Annotated in this window: 22 protein-coding genes; 11 read left to right on the top strand and 11 right to left on the bottom strand. The window is 55.4% G+C overall.

The annotated features are described in order from the left end of the window. Positions 1 to 8: 8 nt before the first annotated feature. The 8 genes from NCTC9997_RS00065 to NCTC9997_RS00100 form a co-directional block, all read right to left on the bottom strand. Positions 9 to 2,015, bottom strand: a complete 2,007-nt coding sequence (locus NCTC9997_RS00065) for a sulfatase-like hydrolase/transferase (protein WP_064977024.1) — start codon at positions 2,013 to 2,015, stop codon at positions 9 to 11. A 59-nt stretch (positions 2,016 to 2,074) separates the two neighbouring features. Next, entirely contained in the window at positions 2,075 to 4,180 is a 2,106-nt protein-coding gene (flhA, locus tag NCTC9997_RS00070; protein WP_010862989.1) for a flagellar biosynthesis protein FlhA, read from the bottom strand. An 11-nt stretch (positions 4,181 to 4,191) separates the two neighbouring features. After that, complete coding sequence (gene flhB / locus NCTC9997_RS00075; RefSeq protein ID WP_197665226.1) at positions 4,192 to 5,307, bottom strand: flagellar biosynthesis protein FlhB; 1,116 nt, start codon at positions 5,305 to 5,307, stop codon at positions 4,192 to 4,194. 31 nt (positions 5,308 to 5,338) lie between these two features. After that, positions 5,339 to 6,130: a flagellar biosynthetic protein FliR gene (fliR, locus tag NCTC9997_RS00080; RefSeq protein ID WP_064977025.1), complete on the bottom strand. Its 792-nt coding sequence runs from the start codon at positions 6,128 to 6,130 to the stop codon at positions 5,339 to 5,341. 13 nt (positions 6,131 to 6,143) lie between these two features. Next, complete coding sequence (locus NCTC9997_RS00085; RefSeq protein WP_010862986.1) at positions 6,144 to 6,413, bottom strand: flagellar biosynthetic protein FliQ; 270 nt, start codon at positions 6,411 to 6,413, stop codon at positions 6,144 to 6,146. A gap of 13 nt (positions 6,414 to 6,426) precedes the next feature. Continuing rightward, positions 6,427 to 7,164 carry a flagellar type III secretion system pore protein FliP gene (fliP, locus tag NCTC9997_RS00090; RefSeq protein ID WP_010862985.1) on the bottom strand — a complete coding sequence of 246 codons (738 nt, stop codon included), beginning with the start codon at positions 7,162 to 7,164 and terminating at the stop codon, positions 6,427 to 6,429. Then, positions 7,164 to 7,481, bottom strand: a complete 318-nt coding sequence (fliN, locus tag NCTC9997_RS00095) for a flagellar motor switch protein FliN (RefSeq protein WP_369795303.1) — start codon at positions 7,479 to 7,481, stop codon at positions 7,164 to 7,166. The genes fliP and fliN overlap by 1 nt, the downstream gene beginning before the upstream one ends. Before the next feature lie 122 nt (positions 7,482 to 7,603). Then, positions 7,604 to 8,506: a flagellar motor switch protein FliM gene (locus NCTC9997_RS00100; RefSeq protein ID WP_010862983.1), complete on the bottom strand. Its 903-nt coding sequence runs from the start codon at positions 8,504 to 8,506 to the stop codon at positions 7,604 to 7,606. A gap of 390 nt (positions 8,507 to 8,896) precedes the next feature. Here NCTC9997_RS00100 and fliE point away from each other — a divergent pair, with 390 nt between their 5' ends. The 6 genes from fliE to NCTC9997_RS00130 all read left to right on the top strand — a co-directional run bounded on the left by fliE (position 8,897) and on the right by NCTC9997_RS00130 (position 14,612). Next, positions 8,897 to 9,244 carry a flagellar hook-basal body complex protein FliE gene (fliE, locus tag NCTC9997_RS00105; RefSeq protein ID WP_010862982.1) on the top strand — a complete coding sequence of 116 codons (348 nt, stop codon included), beginning with the start codon at positions 8,897 to 8,899 and terminating at the stop codon, positions 9,242 to 9,244. 13 nt (positions 9,245 to 9,257) lie between these two features. Beyond that, complete coding sequence (fliF, locus tag NCTC9997_RS00110; RefSeq protein WP_064977026.1) at positions 9,258 to 10,967, top strand: flagellar basal-body MS-ring/collar protein FliF; 1,710 nt, start codon at positions 9,258 to 9,260, stop codon at positions 10,965 to 10,967. After that, the gene (gene fliG / locus NCTC9997_RS00115) at positions 10,954 to 11,967 is read left to right on the top strand and encodes a flagellar motor switch protein FliG (protein ID WP_010862980.1); all 1,014 of its coding nucleotides are present in this window, start codon (positions 10,954 to 10,956) and stop codon (positions 11,965 to 11,967) included. The genes fliF and fliG overlap by 14 nt, the downstream gene beginning before the upstream one ends. A gap of 13 nt (positions 11,968 to 11,980) precedes the next feature. Next, the gene (gene fliH / locus NCTC9997_RS00120; protein WP_010862979.1) at positions 11,981 to 12,742 is read left to right on the top strand and encodes a flagellar assembly protein FliH; all 762 of its coding nucleotides are present in this window, start codon (positions 11,981 to 11,983) and stop codon (positions 12,740 to 12,742) included. After that, positions 12,739 to 14,070, top strand: a complete 1,332-nt coding sequence (gene fliI / locus NCTC9997_RS00125) for a flagellar protein export ATPase FliI (protein WP_010862978.1) — start codon at positions 12,739 to 12,741, stop codon at positions 14,068 to 14,070. Before fliH ends, fliI begins: the two co-directional genes overlap by 4 nt. Positions 14,071 to 14,168: 98 nt before the next feature. Next, positions 14,169 to 14,612, top strand: coding sequence for a flagellar FliJ family protein (locus NCTC9997_RS00130; RefSeq protein ID WP_047707416.1), 444 nt, complete (start codon positions 14,169 to 14,171; stop codon positions 14,610 to 14,612). Between the two features lie 36 nt (positions 14,613 to 14,648). Here NCTC9997_RS00130 and flgN read toward each other — a convergent pair whose 3' ends face one another. The 3 genes from flgN to flgA form a co-directional block, all read right to left on the bottom strand. Next, positions 14,649 to 15,077 carry a flagellar export chaperone FlgN gene (flgN, locus tag NCTC9997_RS00135; protein ID WP_039046367.1) on the bottom strand — a complete coding sequence of 143 codons (429 nt, stop codon included), beginning with the start codon at positions 15,075 to 15,077 and terminating at the stop codon, positions 14,649 to 14,651. A gap of 8 nt (positions 15,078 to 15,085) precedes the next feature. Beyond that, entirely contained in the window at positions 15,086 to 15,361 is a 276-nt protein-coding gene (gene flgM, locus NCTC9997_RS00140) for a flagellar biosynthesis anti-sigma factor FlgM (RefSeq protein ID WP_010862975.1), read from the bottom strand. Between the two features lie 226 nt (positions 15,362 to 15,587). Further along, entirely contained in the window at positions 15,588 to 16,283 is a 696-nt protein-coding gene (gene flgA, locus NCTC9997_RS00145; RefSeq protein WP_064977027.1) for a flagellar basal body P-ring formation chaperone FlgA, read from the bottom strand. Between the two features lie 167 nt (positions 16,284 to 16,450). On the opposite strand from flgA, the gene flgB reads away from it, so the two are divergent. Genes flgB through flgF form a run of 5 tightly spaced genes read left to right on the top strand, consistent with a single transcriptional unit; the run spans position 16,451 to position 19,986 of the window. After that, positions 16,451 to 16,828: a flagellar basal body rod protein FlgB gene (flgB, locus tag NCTC9997_RS00150; RefSeq protein ID WP_010862973.1), complete on the top strand. Its 378-nt coding sequence runs from the start codon at positions 16,451 to 16,453 to the stop codon at positions 16,826 to 16,828. Between the two features lie 11 nt (positions 16,829 to 16,839). Then, positions 16,840 to 17,262 (top strand): flagellar basal body rod protein FlgC, encoded by a 423-nt coding sequence (flgC, locus tag NCTC9997_RS00155; RefSeq protein ID WP_010862972.1) that lies wholly within the window; start codon positions 16,840 to 16,842, stop codon positions 17,260 to 17,262. A 46-nt stretch (positions 17,263 to 17,308) separates the two neighbouring features. Next, positions 17,309 to 18,043 (top strand): flagellar hook assembly protein FlgD, encoded by a 735-nt coding sequence (locus tag NCTC9997_RS00160; protein ID WP_064977028.1) that lies wholly within the window; start codon positions 17,309 to 17,311, stop codon positions 18,041 to 18,043. 26 nt (positions 18,044 to 18,069) lie between these two features. Further along, positions 18,070 to 19,245 (top strand): flagellar hook protein FlgE, encoded by a 1,176-nt coding sequence (locus tag NCTC9997_RS00165; protein ID WP_064977029.1) that lies wholly within the window; start codon positions 18,070 to 18,072, stop codon positions 19,243 to 19,245. A gap of 15 nt (positions 19,246 to 19,260) precedes the next feature. Continuing rightward, the gene (gene flgF, locus NCTC9997_RS00170) at positions 19,261 to 19,986 is read left to right on the top strand and encodes a flagellar basal-body rod protein FlgF (RefSeq protein ID WP_010862969.1); all 726 of its coding nucleotides are present in this window, start codon (positions 19,261 to 19,263) and stop codon (positions 19,984 to 19,986) included. The last annotated feature ends 6 nt before the right edge of the window (positions 19,987 to 19,992 follow it).

Here is a 19,992-nt window from a genome sequence, read left to right on the forward strand (position 1 = left end):
AGACTCCACTACTTGTTAATAAATGGCATAGTATTGCGGATAATCTGGTTCAGCATTTGAGTTGCCACTGCTTGTCGCTCTTCTTCGCTATCAGCATTTTCTTGCTGGCAGAACAGTTGCGTTTCAATTTGACCCAGATCGATCATTCCGTCATCGGATGTTTTTCCCTGCGAAGTTAAGCAATATTTATGCCTTTCATCGATGATGCACGCATAGTAAGGGGCATCCGGGAACAGACTTTCGGTAAAGATTTGTGAGCGCGCGGTGGAGCCGCCCAGTGTTTGTGGCAAGTTGGCATCGTTGTGCAGTGGATCGGGGATTCCGGCACTGTGCAGAACGCTACGGAACAGATCAAAATGCTGTACCAACTCCTGGCTGTGTGTAGCTGGAATATTGCGGCCAGTCATATAAAGTGGCACTTTGGTGCGCTCTTCATCCATAAAGAAATCTGATTCGATCAGGTAGGACTGACCATGATCGGACACCAGTGACACGATAATATCGTTCTGCTCATAGTGACTGCGGATATAGTCGAACAGCACTTTCAGTTGGCGGTCAACATAGGCCACTTGCTCTCGATATTGGAACACTTTGGCAGCGCTGCGCTTTTTACGCACGCTAGTCTCACCGGTTTTTTCACTCACACGGTGAGCTAATGGGGTTTTCGCTTGATGACTGATGCTGGTAGTAAACTCATCGGCAATGTCATGCAGATCCGGTAGACAGATCCACATCCAGTTATTCTTTTCACCAAAGGTATCTAAATGCTCGAGCGTCTCTTGAATGACGTGTCGGCTATCCATGGCCAACATAGCGGGCTGATACAAGAAGCGATCCATACCTTTGCCATAACCCGTGACCGGCGTACTGCGCCAATCTCCCGAAATTTGGCTACAGAAGTAACCCGCTTGCTGGAACACCTCGGTATAGGTTGGCGTGCGTAACAGTGTTTGGCTGTCTTTGGCGGGATGGAACATGCGGTGGTTATAGGTATACAAACCGCTAAAAATGCTGGCGAGAGAAACATATGTCCATTCACCACTGCTGTAGCAGTTTTCAAACTGGGTTCCTTCGGCAAAGAAGGCTGCCGTGTTTGGCATTAAAGCGGACAATCCGCCCTCTTGTTCGATGAATTTTTGTGACAATCCATCAACAAAAATAGTTAACACCAGAGCTGGGCCAGCAGATTCACGCCGTAAAGTGATTGGATCGCCAATCATAACCGGATGCTGAGCGCTGAGGCTGAGATTATCACCGGCATTGAACGGCAAATAATGAAAGCGTTTTTCTGGCAGCGTATGCAGCAAGTAGTGCTCATCATTCACGGTAATATTGATGGGCTGTTGCGCATGAGTAGGCATGATTGGTAACAGGCATTTTTCATCGGCCTGATATTGATACTGGGTATGCGCTTGACCTGGCAATAATTCACAGCCCACCAGCATACGCTGTTGCTCACCGGATAAACTTAAGATCCCGGAGTTTGTGCGCTCTTCTCGGCTGCGGTCATACATACCGACGGCGTACTCTTTGTTATTGATAGAGATACTTTGCCCAAACACACATTGGCCGGTGACATCCAGCGGGAATATGCGTTGGTAGCCATTAAGTTCGCCGAGAGTGCGCATTTTGATCTGTTGGCGCTGTTCTTCAGGCAACAAGTCATCTAGATGGCTGATGAGTTTCAGCGCGGCCTCTTGATCATGGGCATGTAACGCCAGCCGATAGGCTTCGGTCGTGTCTCCGACGGCCGCATAGTAAGCGGCGAGCTGCGCATTAATTTCAGTGTTGAGCTCAAAACGCTGATTAATTTCGCGTATAAATGCGGGATCTAGGTTGGCGAGCTGCTCGGTTTTTTGGGCGAATTTTAGTTTTAGTAGCGCGCCATTGAGATCGAGAGGGCCGAGTGCTTCGAGCTGTTGAAGGGCCTCTTGCGCTTGGGCCATTTTATTGGTGAGCAAAAACAGCCGACCTTTTTTGGCCAGCGCACTGGAGGTTTGTAACGTGCTGATCATGATGTTATCCGTTATTTACTGAGGTAATCCGCAGACGCAGCCTGCGAATTACGCGGGCGTTACCCCAAATTCCCTACTACTGACACATTCTTGTCATCAGGAATTTCATTAAACGAAAGTACGCTCAGGCCCGGGGCGCAGACGCGGGCGTAGCGTGACAGTAATGGGCGCAGCTGTGGCATAACCATCAGCAGTGGTGCGTGCCCGGCCATGCGCATGTTGTCGACCACTTGCGGCAGGCTGTACTGCAGTTTTTCAATCACGCCCGGTTCGAGGGCAAAGCCATCGAGTTGGACGTGGCCGGCTTGCTGCGCCTGGCTCAGGGCGCCGAGCAGGATATTTTCCAGTTCGGCGGCCAAGGTGATCACCGGGATGTCGCTGCGGTTGCCGACCAGTTGGTACAGCAGTGGGCGGCGTAGGGCGCAGCGCACGTCAGCGCACAGCAAAATCGGGTCTTTGGTCAGCTCCGCCGACTCCAGCAAGGAGTTGGTGATGGTGACGATATCGCGCAGTGACACATTCTCAGCCGCCAGCTGGCGAAATACGCGCAGTAGCTGCTGTGGATTGAGCCGTTGCTGCAGCTCATCGGCCATTTTGGCGTCGCTGGCTTGCAGGCGCTCGATGATCTGGCGCACTTCTTGTGGCCCCATCACCTCATCAATGTAGTCGTTGATGATTTTGCTGACGTGGGTCGATAAGATGGTCGCGTGATCGACCACGGTATAGCCGTAGTTGACCGCGCGGTCCTTGTTATCTGGGTGGATCCACACCGCTTCCATCTGGTAGGCCGGATCGGTGGTCAAAATGCCGTCGATATTGCCGTACACTTCGCCGGGATTGATGGCCAGCAGGTGGTTGTCTTCCAACTCGGCATTCACCAGCACCGCTTCGCGCAGGCTGATCCGGTACTCATCGGGCGCCAGTGTCAGGTCGTCGTGCACCCGAATTTGCGGGATCAGAAAACCGCGCTGTTCCGACAAGGTTTTGCGGATCCCGGTCAGGCGATTGAGCAATTCAGCGCCTTGGCGCTGATCGATCAGGTGCACCAGACGGTAGCCGACCGCAATACTGAGTGCGTAGACCGCAGGGATATCGCCGTTGCTGACTTCCGGTGCGGGGCCAAACTCCGGCGATTGCACTAGCGCTTCGGCGCGGCGCAGATCATCCTCTGACTCAGTGTCGTCTTCATGGTAATGGCGCATCTTCCAGCCGGCCAGCGCAACCACACCGGCAAAGGCGAAAAATGCGAAGTGTGGCATGCCAGGAACCAAGCCCAAGATCAGCATGATGGCCGCCACCACAAACAGCACCACTGGCGAGGCCAGCATCTGACGGCTGATTTGCTTGGAGAAGGTGTCCTGATCGGTGACGCGGGTCACGATAATCGCCGCCGCGGTGGAGAGCAGCAATGATGGGATCTGGGCCACCAAGCCATCACCGATGGTCAGCAGGGCGTAGGTCTGGAAGGCGCTACCAAATGGCATCCCGTACTGGAACACCCCGATGCTGACCCCGCCGATGATGTTGATAAACAGGATCAACATACCAGCCACGGCATCGCCGCGCACAAACTTGGAGGTACCGTCCATCGCACCGTAGAAGTCGGCTTCGTTGGCCACATCTTCTCGGCGTCGTCGCGCTTGTTCATGGTCAATCAGGCCGGCGTTCAGATCGGCGTCGATGGCCATCTGTTTGCCCGGCATGGCGTCGAGGGTAAAGCGCGCGCCCACTTCGGAGATCCGCTCGCCCCCTTTGGTGACCACCACGAAGTTGATGATCATCAAGATGACGAACACCACAATACCGACCACATAGTTGCCGCCGATCACCACTTCACCGAAGGCTTGGATCACCTTACCAGCGGCGTCGCCACCTTCGTGACCGTTGAGCAATACCACGCGCGTCGAGGCCACGTTCAGGCCCAGACGCAACAAGGTGGCAATCAGCAACACGGTCGGGAAGGCCGAGAAGTCCAGTGGCCGTTTGCTGTACACGCTCACCAGCAGTACCAGCAGCGCCAGTACGATGTTGAAGGTGAAGAACATATCCAGCAGCAATGGCGGGATAGGCAAGATCACCATGGCGAGCAGAACCAGCAGCATCAATGGGATGCCGATCTGGCCCTGACTCAGGTAACGGGTGAAGTTGGATAATTTACTGGGCATCATCTCTCCGCTTAATGGCGCAGTTCTGGCGGGATGGTTAATTCAGGCAACGGTGGTGGCGGTAGGCCACGGCCGAGCCGGTACTCTTCCAGATGGAAGACATAAGTCAAAATATGGGCCACGGCGGTATACAGCCCCGCCGGGATCTCCTGCCATTCCTTGGTGGAGTAGTACACCGCACGCGTGAGCGGCGGGACGTTGACGATCGGGCGGTTATGTTGCCGTGCCAGTTGCTGCATCTGCAGCGCCATGGCGTCTACCGCTTTGGCCAGCACAAACGGCGCTTCCGCCTTGTTCTGGTCATATTTCAGGGCCACCGCATAGTGGGTCGGGTTGGTGATAATCACGTCCGCCTGCGGGATCACCTTGTGCATTCGGCGCATCGCCATCTGGCGCTGTAGGTTGCGAATGCGCGATTTAATCTGCGGGTTCCCTTCGCTGTTTTTATGCTCTTCTTTTACTTCCTGTTTGCTCATCTTGAGCTTTTTGATGTACTGCCACTGGGTGTAGGGCAGGTCGAGCAGGGCGATAAACAGCAGAGCCAAGCCATACAGCAACACTGTCGACCAAATCAGATCGAGGGTCAGGGTAATGGCAGTGCCGATATCGCGATGCTGCAAGCTCAGCAGCATCTGGATTTTGTCGCCAACCACGCTCCATAAGGTCAGTGAGATCAGCGCGGTTTTCAGTACGCTTTTGACCAGTTCGGCGATCGATTGCGAGGAGAACATCCGTCCCATCCCACTGATCGGATTGAGCTTGGAAAACTTTGGCTGCAAGGAATCGATACTGACGTTCCAACCGCCGCGCAGCAGGTTGCCGACCAAGGCGATGAGCATCAGCAAACCCAGCGGTGCCAGCAGCGTCCAGCCCATGGCGGACAGGCTTTCGCCCAGATGTTTGAACGCCAGTTGCGGGTCAAACACCTCTTGTTTACTTAAGGCTAGGTTGTAGCGCATGCTGCCGGTCAGCAGACGGCCTAAGCTTTCGCTAAATGCCGACAGCGTGATGGTGCCGCCCAGCACCAATAAGGCGGTGACCAGCTCGCGCGAGCGCGGCAAGTTACCCTCTTTACGCGCCTTATCCAGCCGTTGGCCGGTGGGTTTTTCGCTCTTATCCCCGCTCATTGCTTATCTCTTCTCGCTCATGGCTTGGCTCTTACGGGGTCACGGACTCGGGCGGGGCGTAAATGGCCGCCAGCAGGTTCAGCACTTCGCGGCTGAACTGGGTAAAGTTTTCCGGCACGCTGGAGAGCGTTAAGCCGACGCTCAGCACCCCACACAGCAAGGTCATCGGAAAACCGAGCGAGTAGATATTCAGCTGCGGCGCGGCGCGGGTCATGATGCCGAAGGTCATATTAACCAGCAGCATGGCGGCGATGGCCGGTAACGCCAGTAGCAGAGCAGCACCAATCATCCAACCGAACATGTTGATGATCTGCTGCAAGGCGGTATCCGATAGCATGCTGCCGACCGGGATAGCGGTAAAGCTGCGCACCAAAATATCCAGCACCACTAAATGGCCATTGAGCGCTAAAAACAGCAGCGACACATACATCTGGTACATCACGCCGAGCACCGCGGAGCTAACGCCATTGACCGGGTCATTCATCATCGCCATGCCAAGGCCCATCTGCATCGACACCAGCTGGCCTAAGGTGGTGAATATCGCAAACAGGATATCGACCACTAAGCCCAGCAGTGCGCCGATGATCAATTGCTGGATGGCGTAAAAAATGGCTAGCGGCGAGAACGGATCAACCGCGGGCATCGGCGGCATCAAGGGCGCAGCCACCACGCTAATCAGCAACGCCAGCCCGATGCGCACTTGAATCGGGATCTGCGGGTTGCCAAACAGCGGCATCACCATAAAGGCGGCGGTGAGGCGGAAAAACGGCCACCACAGCATGCCTATCCAGGCGGTAATATCGGCTGCGCTCAGGGTTAACATCAGCGGTGTCCCATCAGCCGATCAGGGTCGGAATTTCGTGGAAAATCTGGGTAAACAGATCGTGTAAGGTGGTCAACATCCACGAACCGGCAAACCCCAGCATCGCCAGCATCACCAAAAAGCGCGGTAGGAACGACAGGGTCTGTTCGTTAATCTGGGTCGCCGCCTGAAAGATACTGACCAGCAGACCGACCACTAAACTGGGCAGCACTAAAATGCACACCATAGTGGCGATCACGGTCAGGGCCTGACCAAAAATGACGGAGATGGCAGTGGTATCCATAGAATCTGTCCGGTCAGCCGAAACTGGCACTTAAGGTGCCGACGGTCATCGCCCAGCCATCAACCAGCACGAAAATCATCAGCTTGAATGGCAGTGAGATAATCAGCGGTGACAGCATCATCATCCCCATCGCCATCAACACGCTGGATACCACCATGTCGATGATCAGAAACGGGATAAAAATCATAAAGCCAATCTGGAACGAGGTTTTCAGCTCGCTGAGCACAAAGGCTGGCATCAGGATCAGAAAATCTACTTTCTCTGGCGGGGTAGCGCGCGGCTCACCGGCGATATCCAGCAGCTGTTGCAGGTCACTTTCACGCGTCTGCGCCAGCATGAATTTCCGCAGCGGCTTTTCCGCTTGGGCAAAGGCCTGCTTCAAGGTCAGGCTATCGTTCTGATACGGCTCGAAGGCGTTGACATAGATGTCATTGAACACCGGACGCATGATGAACAAGGTCAGGGTCAGGGCGATGCCAATTAAAATCCGGTTGGGCGGACTTTGCTGCAGACCTAAGGCTTGGCGCAAAATCGCTAGTACAATTATGATGCGGGTAAAGCTGGTGGTCATCAGCAGCATGGTCGGCAGGAACGACAGCGCCGTCATCAGCAGTAAGATCTGCAGCTTGACGCTGTACTCCTGTGCGCCACCGGCCTGCGGCGTAACTGTCAGCAGGCCGATATCCCCGTTCGCCGCTAAGGCTGGATGAGCCAGCAGGCACAGCAGCACCAGTAACCCGAGCTTGCGCATTAGCGAGACAACCCTTTGAGCATGTCGTCGCTGTCCACCACGTTGGTCAGGCGCAGGCCATATTTGTTATTCACGATCACCACTTCGGCGTGGCCGAGCAGGGTGCCGTTGACTTTAACATCCATCGGCTCGCCGTTGAGTTTGTCCAGCTCAATCACGGTGCCACGACCGATACTCATCAGATCGCCGATCATCAGTTCGGTACTGCCCACTTCCAGCGTCAGTTTCACCGGAATATTGCGGATAAATTTCATGTCCGTTGGGAAGCTGGCTGCCTCCGGCGCGCTGGCCGGGGTTTCGGCGGCCAAATCGCCCATATCGAGATCGTTCAGATCCAGATTTAAATCATTCAGGGTTTCGGACATCGGGGGTTCCTTGCGGTTACAAAAAACGGTACATCATCAATATTTCCCGGTCAGTACCGGGCCGTAAAATGGCGTTAGGCCGGCGTGTCCAGCACGTCATCAACCTGCAGCACCAGATTGCCGTTACGCTCGGCAATGCGCGCTTTATACAGTGGGCTGTTACCCGCGCGAACGGTGAGCTGTGAAGGCATATCCACGGGGATCACATCGCCCACTTGCAAATCCATCACGTCACCCAAGGTCAGCGATTTTTCACACAAGGTGGTTTGCAGGCGCAGCGGCACTTGTTGCAGCCGCTCTTCCACCTTGGCTTGCAACGTCGGGTCGAGCTCGACGTTGGCCTCTTCGGCTGCTGGGGTACGTAAAAACTCCAGACCGTTAAATGGCAGCGCGATTTCCAGCCAGCCCAGATGCTCGCCAATTTGAATCGAGAAGCGACAGATCTGGAACAGCGGCTGATTGGCCATGCTGTTGTTCAAGTGCAGCGATTGCTGCTGGGTCATTTGGCTGTACCAGCTGGTTTGGTTGCGCCAGCAGTCATCAAATTGCTCCAGCAACTGACGGAAAATCCGCTCGACTAAACGCAGCTCGGTATCACTCATCTCACTGCGACGACGGGTACTGGTGCCTTTGCCGCCGAAAAACAGATCGGCCATGAAAAACAGCAGATCGCCATCCATCGCAATCAGGCCGCGCATATCGTGCGGCTCAACCAGAAATTCGCGCTGGCTGTTGGGCTTCGGGATCGAGGCCAAGTATTCGCGCAGCTTCAGGGTATCTTGCTGCTCGAAGTGAAAATTCACCGGCTTGCGCAGCAGACCGAAGAAGAACTGCTTGGCGGAGCGCTCGAAACGCTGGCAGATGGTATCGAGGGTCGCCTGCAGCGCACCAATGCGATGCTCCGGGTTTGCCAGATCAAAAGTCTTGATATGCGCCTGTTCGCTGGGGGAGATAATTTTTCGTTTGATTGTTTTCATTCCGGCTCACTCGGCAACGTCTTACCGGGTCTTCTCGACCGCAAAATTCTGTGTCTGTAATAAGTAAGGTCTGCGTAATGCAAATTCTCTGCCAGTTTTTGAGCAAAACCGCGTCAGTGTTAAGGCGGTGAGGGCGTGAGCTGGGGCTGTAAAGGACGGTAATTGGCGTGTCATTTTTTTGACTTAAGTCGCAAAGGTGACTATTGGACATATATTGACGCGCGGATTGATTGACAAGTGACAAAGAACAGTCAGAGCGCTTGGCCAGTGTTGCTCAATTAATGGCACGTTACTTGCTTTTGAACTGCGCGTAAAACCGTCCGCGTCATTGTGGCGGTTTCCTTGTTTATCAGAGCCTTGTTCATCAGAGGATTTCGGAGAGTCAGCGTCATGTATCACACAGCCCCGGGAATGCAGTACACCTTGGCCCAGATGGAGGCGGTAAAGTCACAAATCGGCGTCGGCAGTAGCACCGAAATGGTTGCCGCCAACCCGTTGACCGCATCCGGTGCGCAGGTGCCGAGTTTCCGCGCGGCGCTGACCCAAGCGGTCGATCGGGTCGATACCCTAAGCAAAACCGCCAAAGACATGATGACCGCGGTCGATACCGGGGCCAGTCAAGATCTGGTCGGCGCCATGGTGGCGAGCCAGAAAGCCAGTTTGTCGTTCACCGCGTTAGTGCAGGTGCGTCAGAAACTGATGACAGCCTATGACGATGTCATGAAAATGCCGGTATAAGTGAGAGTCTGACGTGACCGAATTATTACAGAAAAAATGGGCCCAATTGCCGGCGCCGTCGGCGATGCTGGCCAAGGTAAAAGGCCGTCGCCTGAGCGCGCTGCTCGGGGTGATTGCGCTGGTGGTGACCGGTATTGTGGTGTTGGCGTTGTGGCTCGGTAACAGTGAATACCGCCCGCTGTATGGCCGCAATGAAGCTTTTGATCAAAGCCAAGTGATGTCTGTGTTGGATAAGCAGGGCTTTAATTTTTATGTTGATGGTAACAGTGGCCAGCTCATGGTGGCCCGTGACCAGTTAGGCAAAGCGCGCATGGCGCTGGCCGCGGCGGGCGTTAAAGTGCAGTTGCCGACCGGCCTTGAGATCTTGGATAAAGACAACAGCCTCGGCACCAGTCAGTTTATTGAAGATGCGCGCTATCGCCACGGTTTAGAAGGCGAACTGGCGCGTACCATCATGTCCCTTGATGGCATTACCAATGCCCGCGTACATCTGGCCATTCCTAAACGCACCTTGTTTATCCGCGGTAACCCTGAGCTGCCATCGGCCTCGATTGCGGTGTCCTTGCAACCGGGCGTGAGCCTCAAACCGGGTCAGGTACGCGCGATTGTGAATCTGGTGTCGGGCAGCGTCACCGATCTGAAGCCGGAAAACGTGACGGTAGTGGATCAGGCCGGTCGCTTGCTGAGCGCCAACGATGCCGATGCACAGGCCGGTGAAACCAACACCCAATATCTGGAATACGTTAACCGTTTGGAGCGCAGCTACATTGACCGCGCCACTCGGATGCTCGATCCGATGCTCGGCATGGGCAACTTTGAGGTGCAAGTGGCCGCCAAGGTCAATTTTGACCGCAAGGAAGCCACCGAAGAAGTGTACAACCCGCAAGGGGCGTTAACTCGTGAGTACAGCCGCGAAGATCGTAGCAATGAAGAGCAAAGTGCTGGGGTACCGGGCGCGCTGAGTAACCAACCGGCGGACAAATCGACCAATACCAAAAACGCCAACAACAAGACCTCCTCTACGACCCAAGAAAATCAGTCGGACAGTAAAGATCTGGTCAATCGAACCACCGAGCTGAACCGCGACTTCCAGTTAGATCGCACCCAACGTCATATCCGTTATCAGCAAGGCGAGCTGCAGCATCTGAGTGTGTCGGTGCTGATTAACGGCAAGCCAGAGCAATATTCGAAAGCCGAGCTGGATCAGATGACCACTATGCTGCAAGACGCCTTGGGCCTGCGCAGTGCTAATGGCGATCAGATTAGCTTGCACGTGTTCCCGTTTGTGGCCGGTGATAATCCGCTGAGCGCCGATGCGCCATGGTGGAAAGATCCGTTCTGGATGGATGTCCTGCGTTATGTATTGGCTGCGGTCGTGGCGTTGGCGGTGCTGTTCGGTGTCGTCCGTCCGGTACTGCGTCAGCTGGCTAAGCCGTTGCCGGTGAACGATCCGGCGCTGCCAGCGCAAGCCGAGGATGATGCTACTGCCAGCAGCGGTGAGCTGCAGCCAGATGGCACGAGCGAGAAGGGCGAGGCGAGCGCGGCGTTGCCGGTATCACGTCCGGGTCTGACATTGAACGAAAACCTGCTGGAGCTGCCATCACCGGAAACCGGTTTGGAAGTGCAGCTGGAGCGTATCCAGTTCCTAGCTAATCAGGAGCCGGAGCGTGTGGCGCAGGTGGTTAAACAGTGGATAAAGGTTGAGCAACATGACGGAAACTGAAGTAATGCAGCCGGAAGACGGCTTGCAACAGGCGGCGATTTTGCTGCTGAGCATGGGGGAAGAGGCCGCCGCCAACATCCTCAAACAGCTCAGCCGTGAGGAAGTGAGCCGCCTGACCGTTGCTATGGCCAGCCTGCCGGGAGTGAAAAAAGATCAGGCGCAGTCCGTTTTTCTGCGCTTTTTCACCGACTTTCGTTCGGAGTCGGGGATCACCGGTGCATCGCGTGGCTATCTGGAGCGCACGCTGGATAAAGCACTGGGTCGCTCTTTGGCGCGTCCACTGATTGACAGCATTTATGGCGATACCCTACGTAGCAGCCTGCAGCGTTTGCAGTGGCTGGAGCCGTCTAAGCTGGTTGAACTGATTGCCGGTGAGCACCCGCAGTTACAAGCGGTGTTTTTGGCCTACTTAGAGCCGGATATGGCCAGCCAATTGCTGAGCCGTTTGCCACCAGAAACCCACGATGACCTGCTGTATCGTCTGGCCAATCTGGATGAGATCCATCCGGATATGATTGATGAAGTGCATGTATTGCTGGAGAAATTCTTGCAGCAAGTCGGCCATCGCACCAGCTCGCAAGTGGACGGTACCAAAAAGGCGGTGGATATCCTCAACCGTATGGGCAGCCGTACATCTGAGATCATGCTGTCGCTGCGCGACATGGATCCGAGCCTGATGGTGAAACTGGAAGAGAGCATGTACCAGTTCGACATTCTGGAGCGTCAGAGCGAGGCCACCTTGAGCCGCATGATCGAAGAAGTGCCGCAAGAGCGTTTGGCGCTGGCACTCAAAGGCTCGTCCACCACCTTGCAAGAGAAGATCTTTGCTTGCCTGCCGAAGCGGGCCGCTCAGTATCTGCGCGAAGAGATGGAGACCAAGGGTGCAGTACGCATGAGTGCGGTGGAAGAAGCCCGTACCGAAATCATGCAGACCCTGCGTCAGTTGGCCAACGACGGCGAAGTCGAGCTATCGCTGTTCGCGGAAAATGTGGTCGAGTAAGGGGATCTGAGCCATGTGTGACAAACCCGGCACCATTTTTCGTCCGCAACCCGGTCAATTCCGGCCATACCGTTTTCCGCCGCTGGTGGAAGAGCGGTCCCGGGATGACGAGTTTGATTTTGATGACTTTGCCGATGACAGCCACAGCCGTCATGGCAGCAGTGCCGCCCACTATCAGGAAGAGTTCAATAACGGCTTTCAGGACGGCATGCAAAAAGGCTACGACGAAGGCTTTATGCAAGGCCAGCAGCAAGGCTTGGAAGGCGGTCGTCAGCAAGGCTATCAAGCCGGTTACCAAGATGGCCAACAGCAAGGTTTGCAAGAGGGCCGTCAGCAGCTGACCCATTCGGTGACTGCCGCCGATGCGCTGTTGCAGCAAATTCAGCAAGTGTTCCATCAGCATGTGCGTGAGCAGAGCGAGATGATCTGCGATCTGGTGCAGAAGGTGGCGCGTCAGGTGATCCGCTGTGAGTTGACGTTACAGCCACAGCAGCTAGTGACCTTGATTGAAGAGACCTTAGCGCAAGTGCCTGAGCAAGAAGGTCAGATTGCGGTGCATCTCAATCCGCAAGATTGCCAGCGTCTGCAGCAATTGCTGCCGGATGTGGTGAACAAGTGGCAGTTGGAGCCGGATTCTGCGCTGGAAAGTGGCAGTTGCCGCGTGGTGACCCGTGATTCGGAGGCGGTGGCTGACAGTGAGGAGCGCCTGCAAGCTTGTATGGATGCGGTGCGCGATACGTTGCTGGTTGAACCGGTGGCTGAACACGCCGAATGAGTAATTTGCAGCAAACCTTAGCGCGTCGCTTGGCGCTGGCTGGTCGGCAATTGCCAGAGCTGCCGGTGGCGCGCACCTATGGCCGCTTAACCCGCATGACCGGCTTGACGCTGGAGGCGGTCGGTTGCCGTCTCAGTAGCGGTCAGCGCTGCATGATAGAAACCGACAGTGGCGCGCTGGTGGAAGCGGAGGTGGTCGGGTTTGACCGTGAATCTTCGTTCCTGATGCCGATCCGGCACACCTCGGGGCTGCGCCCGGGTTGTCGCGTGCTGCCGCTGCAAGGCGACAGCAAAATTGCCGTCGGTTATGGCTTGCTGGGCCGCATTTTGAACGGTGTCGGTGAGCCGCTGGATAACCGCGGGCCGCTGCAAACCGATCAGCGTATTCACCTGCAAGGTGAGAGCATTAACCCGTTGATCCGTCAGCCGATCAGTGAGCAGTTGGATGTGGGCGTGCGCGCCATCAACGGCATGCTGAGTGTCGGTAAGGGCCAGCGTCTGGGGCTGTTTGCCGGTAGTGGGGTGGGTAAAAGTGTGCTGCTGGGGATGATGACCCGCAACACCACCGCCGAAATTACCGTGGTGGGCTTAATTGGCGAGCGTGGCCGTGAGGTGCGCGAATTTATTGAGCATTCGCTGGGCAGTGAAGGGCTGAAAAATGCCGTCGTGATCGCCTCGCCAGCCGATGATCCGCCACTGCTGCGGCTGCGAGCGTCAGTATTATGCCACCGAATTGCCGAGTTTTTCCGCGATCGCGGCCATGATGTGCTGCTGTTGATGGACTCCTTGACCCGTTACGCGCAGGCGCAGCGGGAAATTGCGCTGGCTGTCGGTGAGCCGCCAGCCACCAAAGGCTATCCGCCATCGGTATTTAGCCTGTTGCCACAATTGGTGGAGCGCGCGGGTAACGGCGCGCACGGCAAAGGCTCGATCACCGCCTTTTATACCGTGCTGTCCGAGGGCGATGACCAGCAAGATCCGATTGCTGATGCGGCGCGCGCGATTTTAGATGGGCACATCGTTCTCAATCGCACCTTGGCTGAAAGCGGCCATTATCCGGCGATCGATATTGAGCAGTCGATCAGCCGTGCCATGCCACAAATTGTATCCCCTGAGCACCTGCGGCAGGCGCAGTTGGTCAAACAACGCTATTCCCGTTACCGCCAAGTGCAAGACTTACTGGCCTTGGGCGGCTATCAACCGGGGCAAGATCCACAGTTGGATACGGCGATTGCCAGTTATCCGGCGATCTGTGCCTATCTGCAGCAAGGCATGCAAGAAAAAGTCACCCTCGCCGACAGTACGGAACAGTTATTGCAACTGCGCTAACCGGCAGCTGGCCGACCTGTGAGCGTCAGCCAGCCGTCAGTGGGTACACGGTGAATTCGTTGGCCTGAGGTGGAGTTTTCGAGGAGCGGTCTTGCGTTATGTCTCGTCAGCACGGCGTGTTGCACGCCTGGTATCAGCAGCAGCAGCAGCGATTTGAACAGTTACAGTCCGAGCAGGGCAGTTGGCAGCGCCAGCAGCAGGCGCACGCTGAGCGCTTGGAATTGTTGCAGCAGGTCTCGACCCAATATGCGCTCGGTAGCGGCAATGGCTCCAGCGCGCTGCTGGTAAAAGGCATTGGTCGCTTTCGTAACCAACTTTCCTTGATCACTCAATTGCAACAGCAAGAGCTGGCGCTGGCGGAAGCCGAGTTACGTGCCGCCCGTGAGCGGGTGTTGCATCAGCATCTGAATTTGAAAAAAGGCGATACCTTGCTGCAAAAGTTGCAGCAACAGCAGTTACAGCGCGAAGCGAAGCGTGAGCAGCGGGTGTTAGATGAGCTGTCGGGACAGCGTTTTTTACGTCGTCAGCAGGCGTGCCGTTAACACGAAGCGGCGTAAGTTATTGCGGATGGCACAGGCTTAGCGCGGTGCGTAGGTCAGTCCCGCATCCGGTTTCAGTAATTGGGTGACCAGCTGTTTTTGCTGCGCCAGCAGTTTGCCGTTACGGCTATTTTGCTGCTGGCATGCTTGGATCAGCTGATGCAGCTGTTGCCATTGCTGTTGAGCACTGGCGCTGAGCTGTTCTGGCAAGGCACGAAACAGCGCTTGCATCCCGTGGTCATCGGCGGGCAGGCCGAGCGCTTGCAGGTGTTGGCAACGTTCGGTCGCGCGTTGCTGCAAGGTGTGCAGCAGCGGTTGCAACTGGTGGTTGCTGTCAGTTAAGCCACGGCTATCGCGCTGTTGCATCAACGTATACTGCTGCTGTAACAGCGGTTGCAGTTGCTGATAATCACGCACATCGTGCGCCAGTGTTTGCAGCAGCGCTTTAACGCGAGACTTACGATCCATAGCGTGGTTTAGCCTTTGTAATGTTGATACAGGCTGTCAGCCAGACGATCGGTGTTGATACTCAAGCCACCTTGCGCCAGCAGAGCGCGCATCTTCGCGACTTTCTCTAAATCTACTTCCGCCGGACGTGGCGTTTGCTGCGCTTGTTCCAGCATTTTCAGATCGCGGCTCAGGGCCACGGACTCAACCGGCTTGCTGTTGGCTGCGGGAGTTTTCTGGGCGGTGCCGCTGGCCGGAGTCAGTACGCTGCTGACGGCCACGTCACGCTGTACTTTACCAATCATGGTTGCTCCTTTTGCATTAGGCAGTGTAGGCATCATGGTGGTGCTTACCTTAACGTCATCGGTGAAGTCAGTGCGTCGCCGTGAGTGTGGCTGTGGCATCTGACCGCTTGATTATATACGGCGACCGGCTACTGGCCTAACTTAAATCAGAGCGCACTTTTTTCGGACGTTTTTTATTTGTGGCACATAATTGCCGGTGGCAGCGGCAAAAATCCGGCACTGACGGTTAAAAGTCGGTCATAACTTGACCCGGTCCGCTCACTCGGGCCCGAATTTCCTTGCCGCTGATGCTGTTTTGAATCCGAATTTTTTTGCCCTGACTGCCATCTTCCAGCGCAATTCCTTTCATTGAGGCACTGACCCCATCCTTTTGCGCCAAGATCACCACTTCATCGCCGCGCTTAATCAGATCCGGTGCGGTCAGCATATTGCGATTAATCAGGCGACCGGCCGGTAGATTGCGGCGCAATGTCTGGCCAATCAGCGCCTGTGGATCGGTGAAATAGGCTTGGCGTAAAAACGCGATATCGGTGGCTTTAACGCTCAGATCGCCGGCGTTCAGCACTTGGCCGCGCTCAAGGTTACGGCTGGCGAAAATCAACGGCAGCAAGATGGAAACATCGGCTTTGACATGCAAACGCCAGGTTTTGGGGGCGCTACAGCGCACTTCGTAACTGACGCGACCGGCCGGTGGGTCCTCGCTCAGGCGCTGAATTTGCGGCGGCGTGGCGCACTCTGGGAAGTCCGGCATGTTGCGCAGCTTAACGTCAAACTGCTGACTCTTTTGTGCTTTTGCGAACGATGTCACGTCCTGTTGGATAAATTGCGTCACTTGTTCGGCGGGGGTCACGGCCGCCCACAGGGGGGTACTGCCGAGCAGCAGGGCCGGCAGCAAGCCGAAGTATCGAGCCAGCATGGACATGGCGTCTCCTTTAATGCGCAGGAAGCACAGTTTCCGCTACTGACCGGGCGCGGTTGCCTGGGGAATCTGTGCGCGGTTTTGCGCATTGTAATCCAGATGGTTAAAAAATTGGCGTGTTAATTGCTAAGAGACAGGGCTTATTCACGTTGTTTGCAGGGGGACAGAACATGTCACTGAGTTTTGATAAAGCGCTGGGTGTTTTTCCGCACACGCTCGATTTTCGCACTGAACGGGCCAAGGTTCTGGCCGGTAACCTCGCCAACGTGGATACCCCGGATTACAAGGCGCGCGACATCAGTTTTAAAGATGTGATGCGGCAGATTAATCGCTCGTCAATGAGCGCCGAGTTTGGCAGCCGTGCGGCGGCCGAACCGAATTATGTGGCCATGTACCGCAATCCGTATCAGCCATCGAAAGATGGCAACACCGTTGATCAGGGTGTTGAGCAGGCGCAGTTTGCGCGTAACGCGATGGACTTTCAGACCAGCTTGACCTTCATGAACATGACCTTCAGCGGGTTAAAGCAAGCAATTACCGGACAGTAATGAGGTAACCGATGTCATTCGGAGATATTTATGACATCGCCGGTTCGGCGATGACCGCGCAAACCGTACGACTCAACACCGTGGCCAGTAACATGGCGAACGTGGATGTTACGGCCGGTAGCGCAGCAGAGGCATACCGAGCGCGTCGGCCGGTGTTCTCTACCATTATGGGGAATACCGCGCACGGTGGTCTGGCGACCGCCAAAGTGAACATTCGCGGGATCGAAGAGAGCCAAGCGCCATTAACGCGCCGTTATGAGCCGAAAAACCCGCAAGCCGACAAAGACGGCTATGTGTTCGTCTCGAACGTCAACATCGTGGAAGAGATGGCGGACATGATGGCAGCGTCACGCAGCTTTGAAACCAACGTGGATGTGCTATCCCGCGTGCGCAGCATGCAGCAAGGGATTTTGCGTCTGGGCAATCCGGCCTAAGTGGGTTCGGCTTACGTTTTCGATTATCTGATTTTAAGGACGTCTCATGAGTCTGGCCCGAGTACAGTCTTCCAACCAGCCTTCGGCTGATGATGCCATGCCGCAGGGCGCGGTGAGCAAAAACGGGATCAACCCGACCAAAAACGATTTTATGACCATGATGGTGGCGCAAATTCGCAACCAGAACCCGCTCAACCCGATGGACGGTACCCAGTACCTGACCCAGCTTGGCATGATGTCGGCGGTCGAGAGTCTGGAAGGGGTGAAGATGGGCATGCTGAACCTCAACATTGGCATGAGCAATGTGGAGATGCTGCAGAGCACCAACCTGATTGGCAAGAGCGTGTTGATGGAAGTCAACAATGCGCTGGAAGTCAAAGAAGGCCAGAAACTCGATGGTCGCATCCGTCTGGATAAAGCGGCGGATAACGTCAAAGTGGCGGTATACGACGAAGAGGGTAAGTTGGTCGACACCCTGAAACTGGGTCCACAGCCTGCCGGTTTGGTGAAGTTTGAGATTGATGGCGACAAGCTGGGTGCCGGCAAATACAAATTTGAAGTGTTGGGTGAGAGCGGCAGCGATGCGTGGAGTCAGAACGTGCTGTTGGCGGCCAAGGTGCAAGCCGTACACATCAGTACTGACGGCATTACCCCAAACCAGCTAGAGCTGGAGGGGATTGGCAAGATGTCACTCTATGACATGCGTGAGATTACTGATTCGGATACAGCTCCGATGATGGCGAAATCTTCCCGTAAACCATTCCCGTTTTCTCTCATCTGATCCCGTAAGATTTTTCAGGAGTTTGTATGTCTTTTAATATTGGCCTGAGTGGTCTGAAAGCGACCAGTGAGCAGATGAACACCATCAGCCACAACATTGCCAACGGCTCAACCGCCGGCTTTAAATCATCGCGTACCGAGTTTCAGGATGTCTATTCAGCCACTTTCGGCGGTGGCCAAGCCAACGGTGTGGCGGTGTCTAACATCCGTCAAAGCTTTGCTACCGGCAGCATGACCACCACGGGCCGTAATGCCGACTTAGCAATCAACGGTGATGGCTTTTTTGTGGTCGAGAACAACGGTCAGAAGTTTTACACCCGCGCCGGGATCTTCGATACCCGTCAGGACAAGAACAACCCAAGCATGCTGAATCTGGTCAGCCCAGATGGCTCGCTGCTGCTGGGTAAAGGCGGTCAGCCAATCACCATCGACCAAGCTGATCAGGCACCGAAGGCCAGCACCAAAGGCTCGCTGGGTCTGAATCTGGATTCTGGTGCTCCGGTGATTGATGCAGCAAAACCGTTTGATATCAATGATCCGGCTACCTATAACTCCACCAGCACCGTGAAGGTGTATGACAAGCTGGGTAATGAGCATCAGGTGACCCAATACTATCGCAAGACCGCCGATGGTAAGTGGGACATGCATGTGGCGATGGATAACACCCTGTTGCCAGGTGGTGCGACCCCTGTGGAGTTTGATGATACTGGCAAGCTGACCAAGCCAAGCCCATCCAACCTGTCATTGACCTTGCCTAACGGTCAACCGTTGGCGCTGGACATGAGTGCCATGACCCAGTACGGCGGCGGCTTTAGCATCAACTCAGTGAACTCCGATGGCTATGCGGCGGGTAAGTTTGCTAACTGGTCCTTTGAGCCGGACGGCACCGTGGTGGCCCGTTATACCAATGGCGAAAAAGTCAGCCAAGGTCAGCTGCAACTGGCGCGTTTTACCAATAACGAAGGTCTGCAACCAGCCGGTGGTAACCGCTGGACCGAAACGTTTGCGTCTGGTCAGGCGATGACGGGCGTGGCAGGGGAAGGTCAGTTGGGCGGCATTTTGACCGGTCGTTATGAGAACTCCAACGTGAATATCACCGATGAAATGGTCGGTTTGATGGGCGCGCAGAGCAGCTATCAGGCTAACGCCAAGTCCATTCAGGTCGCCAATGAGATGACCAAGATCCTGTTCAACTCTCTGTAAGGCGCGGCTTAAGTCATGGATAAATTGCTGTTTACTGCGCTGTCTGGTGCGCGTCGGACCTTAATGTCACAGCAGGTACAGGCCAACAACCTGGCCAACGTGAACACCACCGGTTTTCGCGCTGACTTGGAGCAGGCGTCCACGGAGCTGTTGCGTGGCGCCGGTTACCAAACGCGGGCACTGGTCGGTGAGCAAGCGCTGGGCTCGGACTTTTCCGGTGGCGCGCTGCAGCGTACCGATCGTCCGTTAGACGTAGCCATTCAGGGTGACGGTTTTTTTGCCGTGGAAACCCCACAAGGCGAAGCCTATACCCGCGCCGGTAACTTCACCACCAACGACGCCGGTGAGCTGAGCGTCAATGGTCATCCGCTCATGGGCACCGACGGCCCGATCGTGTTGCCGGAATACAGCCAATTGACCGTGGGGAAAGACGGCACGTTGTCGATCGTGGCGCCGAATGGCGGCCTGATGCAAGAAGCCGGTCAGCTTAAATTGGTCAATCCGAAACCCGATCAAATCGCGAAAAGCCCTGATGGCCTGTTTCGCATGCTGGATAACAGCAGTGCTCCTGCCGATGACGGCGTACAGGTGGCCAGCGGCTATTTGGAGTCCAGCAACGTCAACGCGGTTGACGCGATGATCCGCAACATGACTTTGGCGCGTAACTTTGAACTTCAGGTCAAGATGATGAAAACCGCAGAGGATTTAACCACTGCCGGTAACCGTCTGATCCGTGAGTAAGGCATA

Origin of the sequence: Plesiomonas shigelloides, from assembly GCF_900087055.1 — a bacterium.
GTDB classification, from domain to species: Bacteria; Pseudomonadota; Gammaproteobacteria; order Enterobacterales; family CAMTGL01; genus Plesiomonas; species Plesiomonas shigelloides.

Coding starts and splice junctions, on each gene's coding strand:
- NCTC9997_RS00165 (WP_064977029.1), top strand. CDS start 18,070: ATGTCTTTTAATATTGGCCTGAGTGGTCTGAAAGCGACCAGTGAGCAG.
- flgC (WP_010862972.1), top strand. CDS start 16,840: ATGTCATTCGGAGATATTTATGACATCGCCGGTTCGGCGATGACCGCG.
- flgN (WP_039046367.1), bottom strand. CDS start 15,077: ATGGATCGTAAGTCTCGCGTTAAAGCGCTGCTGCAAACACTGGCGCAC.
- NCTC9997_RS00130 (WP_047707416.1), top strand. CDS start 14,169: ATGTCTCGTCAGCACGGCGTGTTGCACGCCTGGTATCAGCAGCAGCAG.
- flgF (WP_010862969.1), top strand. CDS start 19,261: ATGGATAAATTGCTGTTTACTGCGCTGTCTGGTGCGCGTCGGACCTTA.
- NCTC9997_RS00100 (WP_010862983.1), bottom strand. CDS start 8,506: ATGAAAACAATCAAACGAAAAATTATCTCCCCCAGCGAACAGGCGCAT.
- NCTC9997_RS00160 (WP_064977028.1), top strand. CDS start 17,309: ATGAGTCTGGCCCGAGTACAGTCTTCCAACCAGCCTTCGGCTGATGAT.
- flgM (WP_010862975.1), bottom strand. CDS start 15,361: ATGATTGGTAAAGTACAGCGTGACGTGGCCGTCAGCAGCGTACTGACT.
- NCTC9997_RS00065 (WP_064977024.1), bottom strand. CDS start 2,015: ATGATCAGCACGTTACAAACCTCCAGTGCGCTGGCCAAAAAAGGTCGG.
- fliN (WP_369795303.1), bottom strand. CDS start 7,481: ATGGGCGATTTGGCCGCCGAAACCCCGGCCAGCGCGCCGGAGGCAGCC.
- flhA (WP_010862989.1), bottom strand. CDS start 4,180: ATGCCCAGTAAATTATCCAACTTCACCCGTTACCTGAGTCAGGGCCAG.
- fliR (WP_064977025.1), bottom strand. CDS start 6,130: ATGTTAACCCTGAGCGCAGCCGATATTACCGCCTGGATAGGCATGCTG.
- NCTC9997_RS00085 (WP_010862986.1), bottom strand. CDS start 6,413: ATGGATACCACTGCCATCTCCGTCATTTTTGGTCAGGCCCTGACCGTG.
- flgA (WP_064977027.1), bottom strand. CDS start 16,283: ATGTCCATGCTGGCTCGATACTTCGGCTTGCTGCCGGCCCTGCTGCTC.
- fliH (WP_010862979.1), top strand. CDS start 11,981: ATGTGTGACAAACCCGGCACCATTTTTCGTCCGCAACCCGGTCAATTC.
- fliI (WP_010862978.1), top strand. CDS start 12,739: ATGAGTAATTTGCAGCAAACCTTAGCGCGTCGCTTGGCGCTGGCTGGT.
- fliE (WP_010862982.1), top strand. CDS start 8,897: ATGTATCACACAGCCCCGGGAATGCAGTACACCTTGGCCCAGATGGAG.
- fliG (WP_010862980.1), top strand. CDS start 10,954: ATGACGGAAACTGAAGTAATGCAGCCGGAAGACGGCTTGCAACAGGCG.
- fliP (WP_010862985.1), bottom strand. CDS start 7,164: ATGCGCAAGCTCGGGTTACTGGTGCTGCTGTGCCTGCTGGCTCATCCA.
- flhB (WP_197665226.1), bottom strand. CDS start 5,307: ATGAGCGGGGATAAGAGCGAAAAACCCACCGGCCAACGGCTGGATAAG.
- flgB (WP_010862973.1), top strand. CDS start 16,451: ATGTCACTGAGTTTTGATAAAGCGCTGGGTGTTTTTCCGCACACGCTC.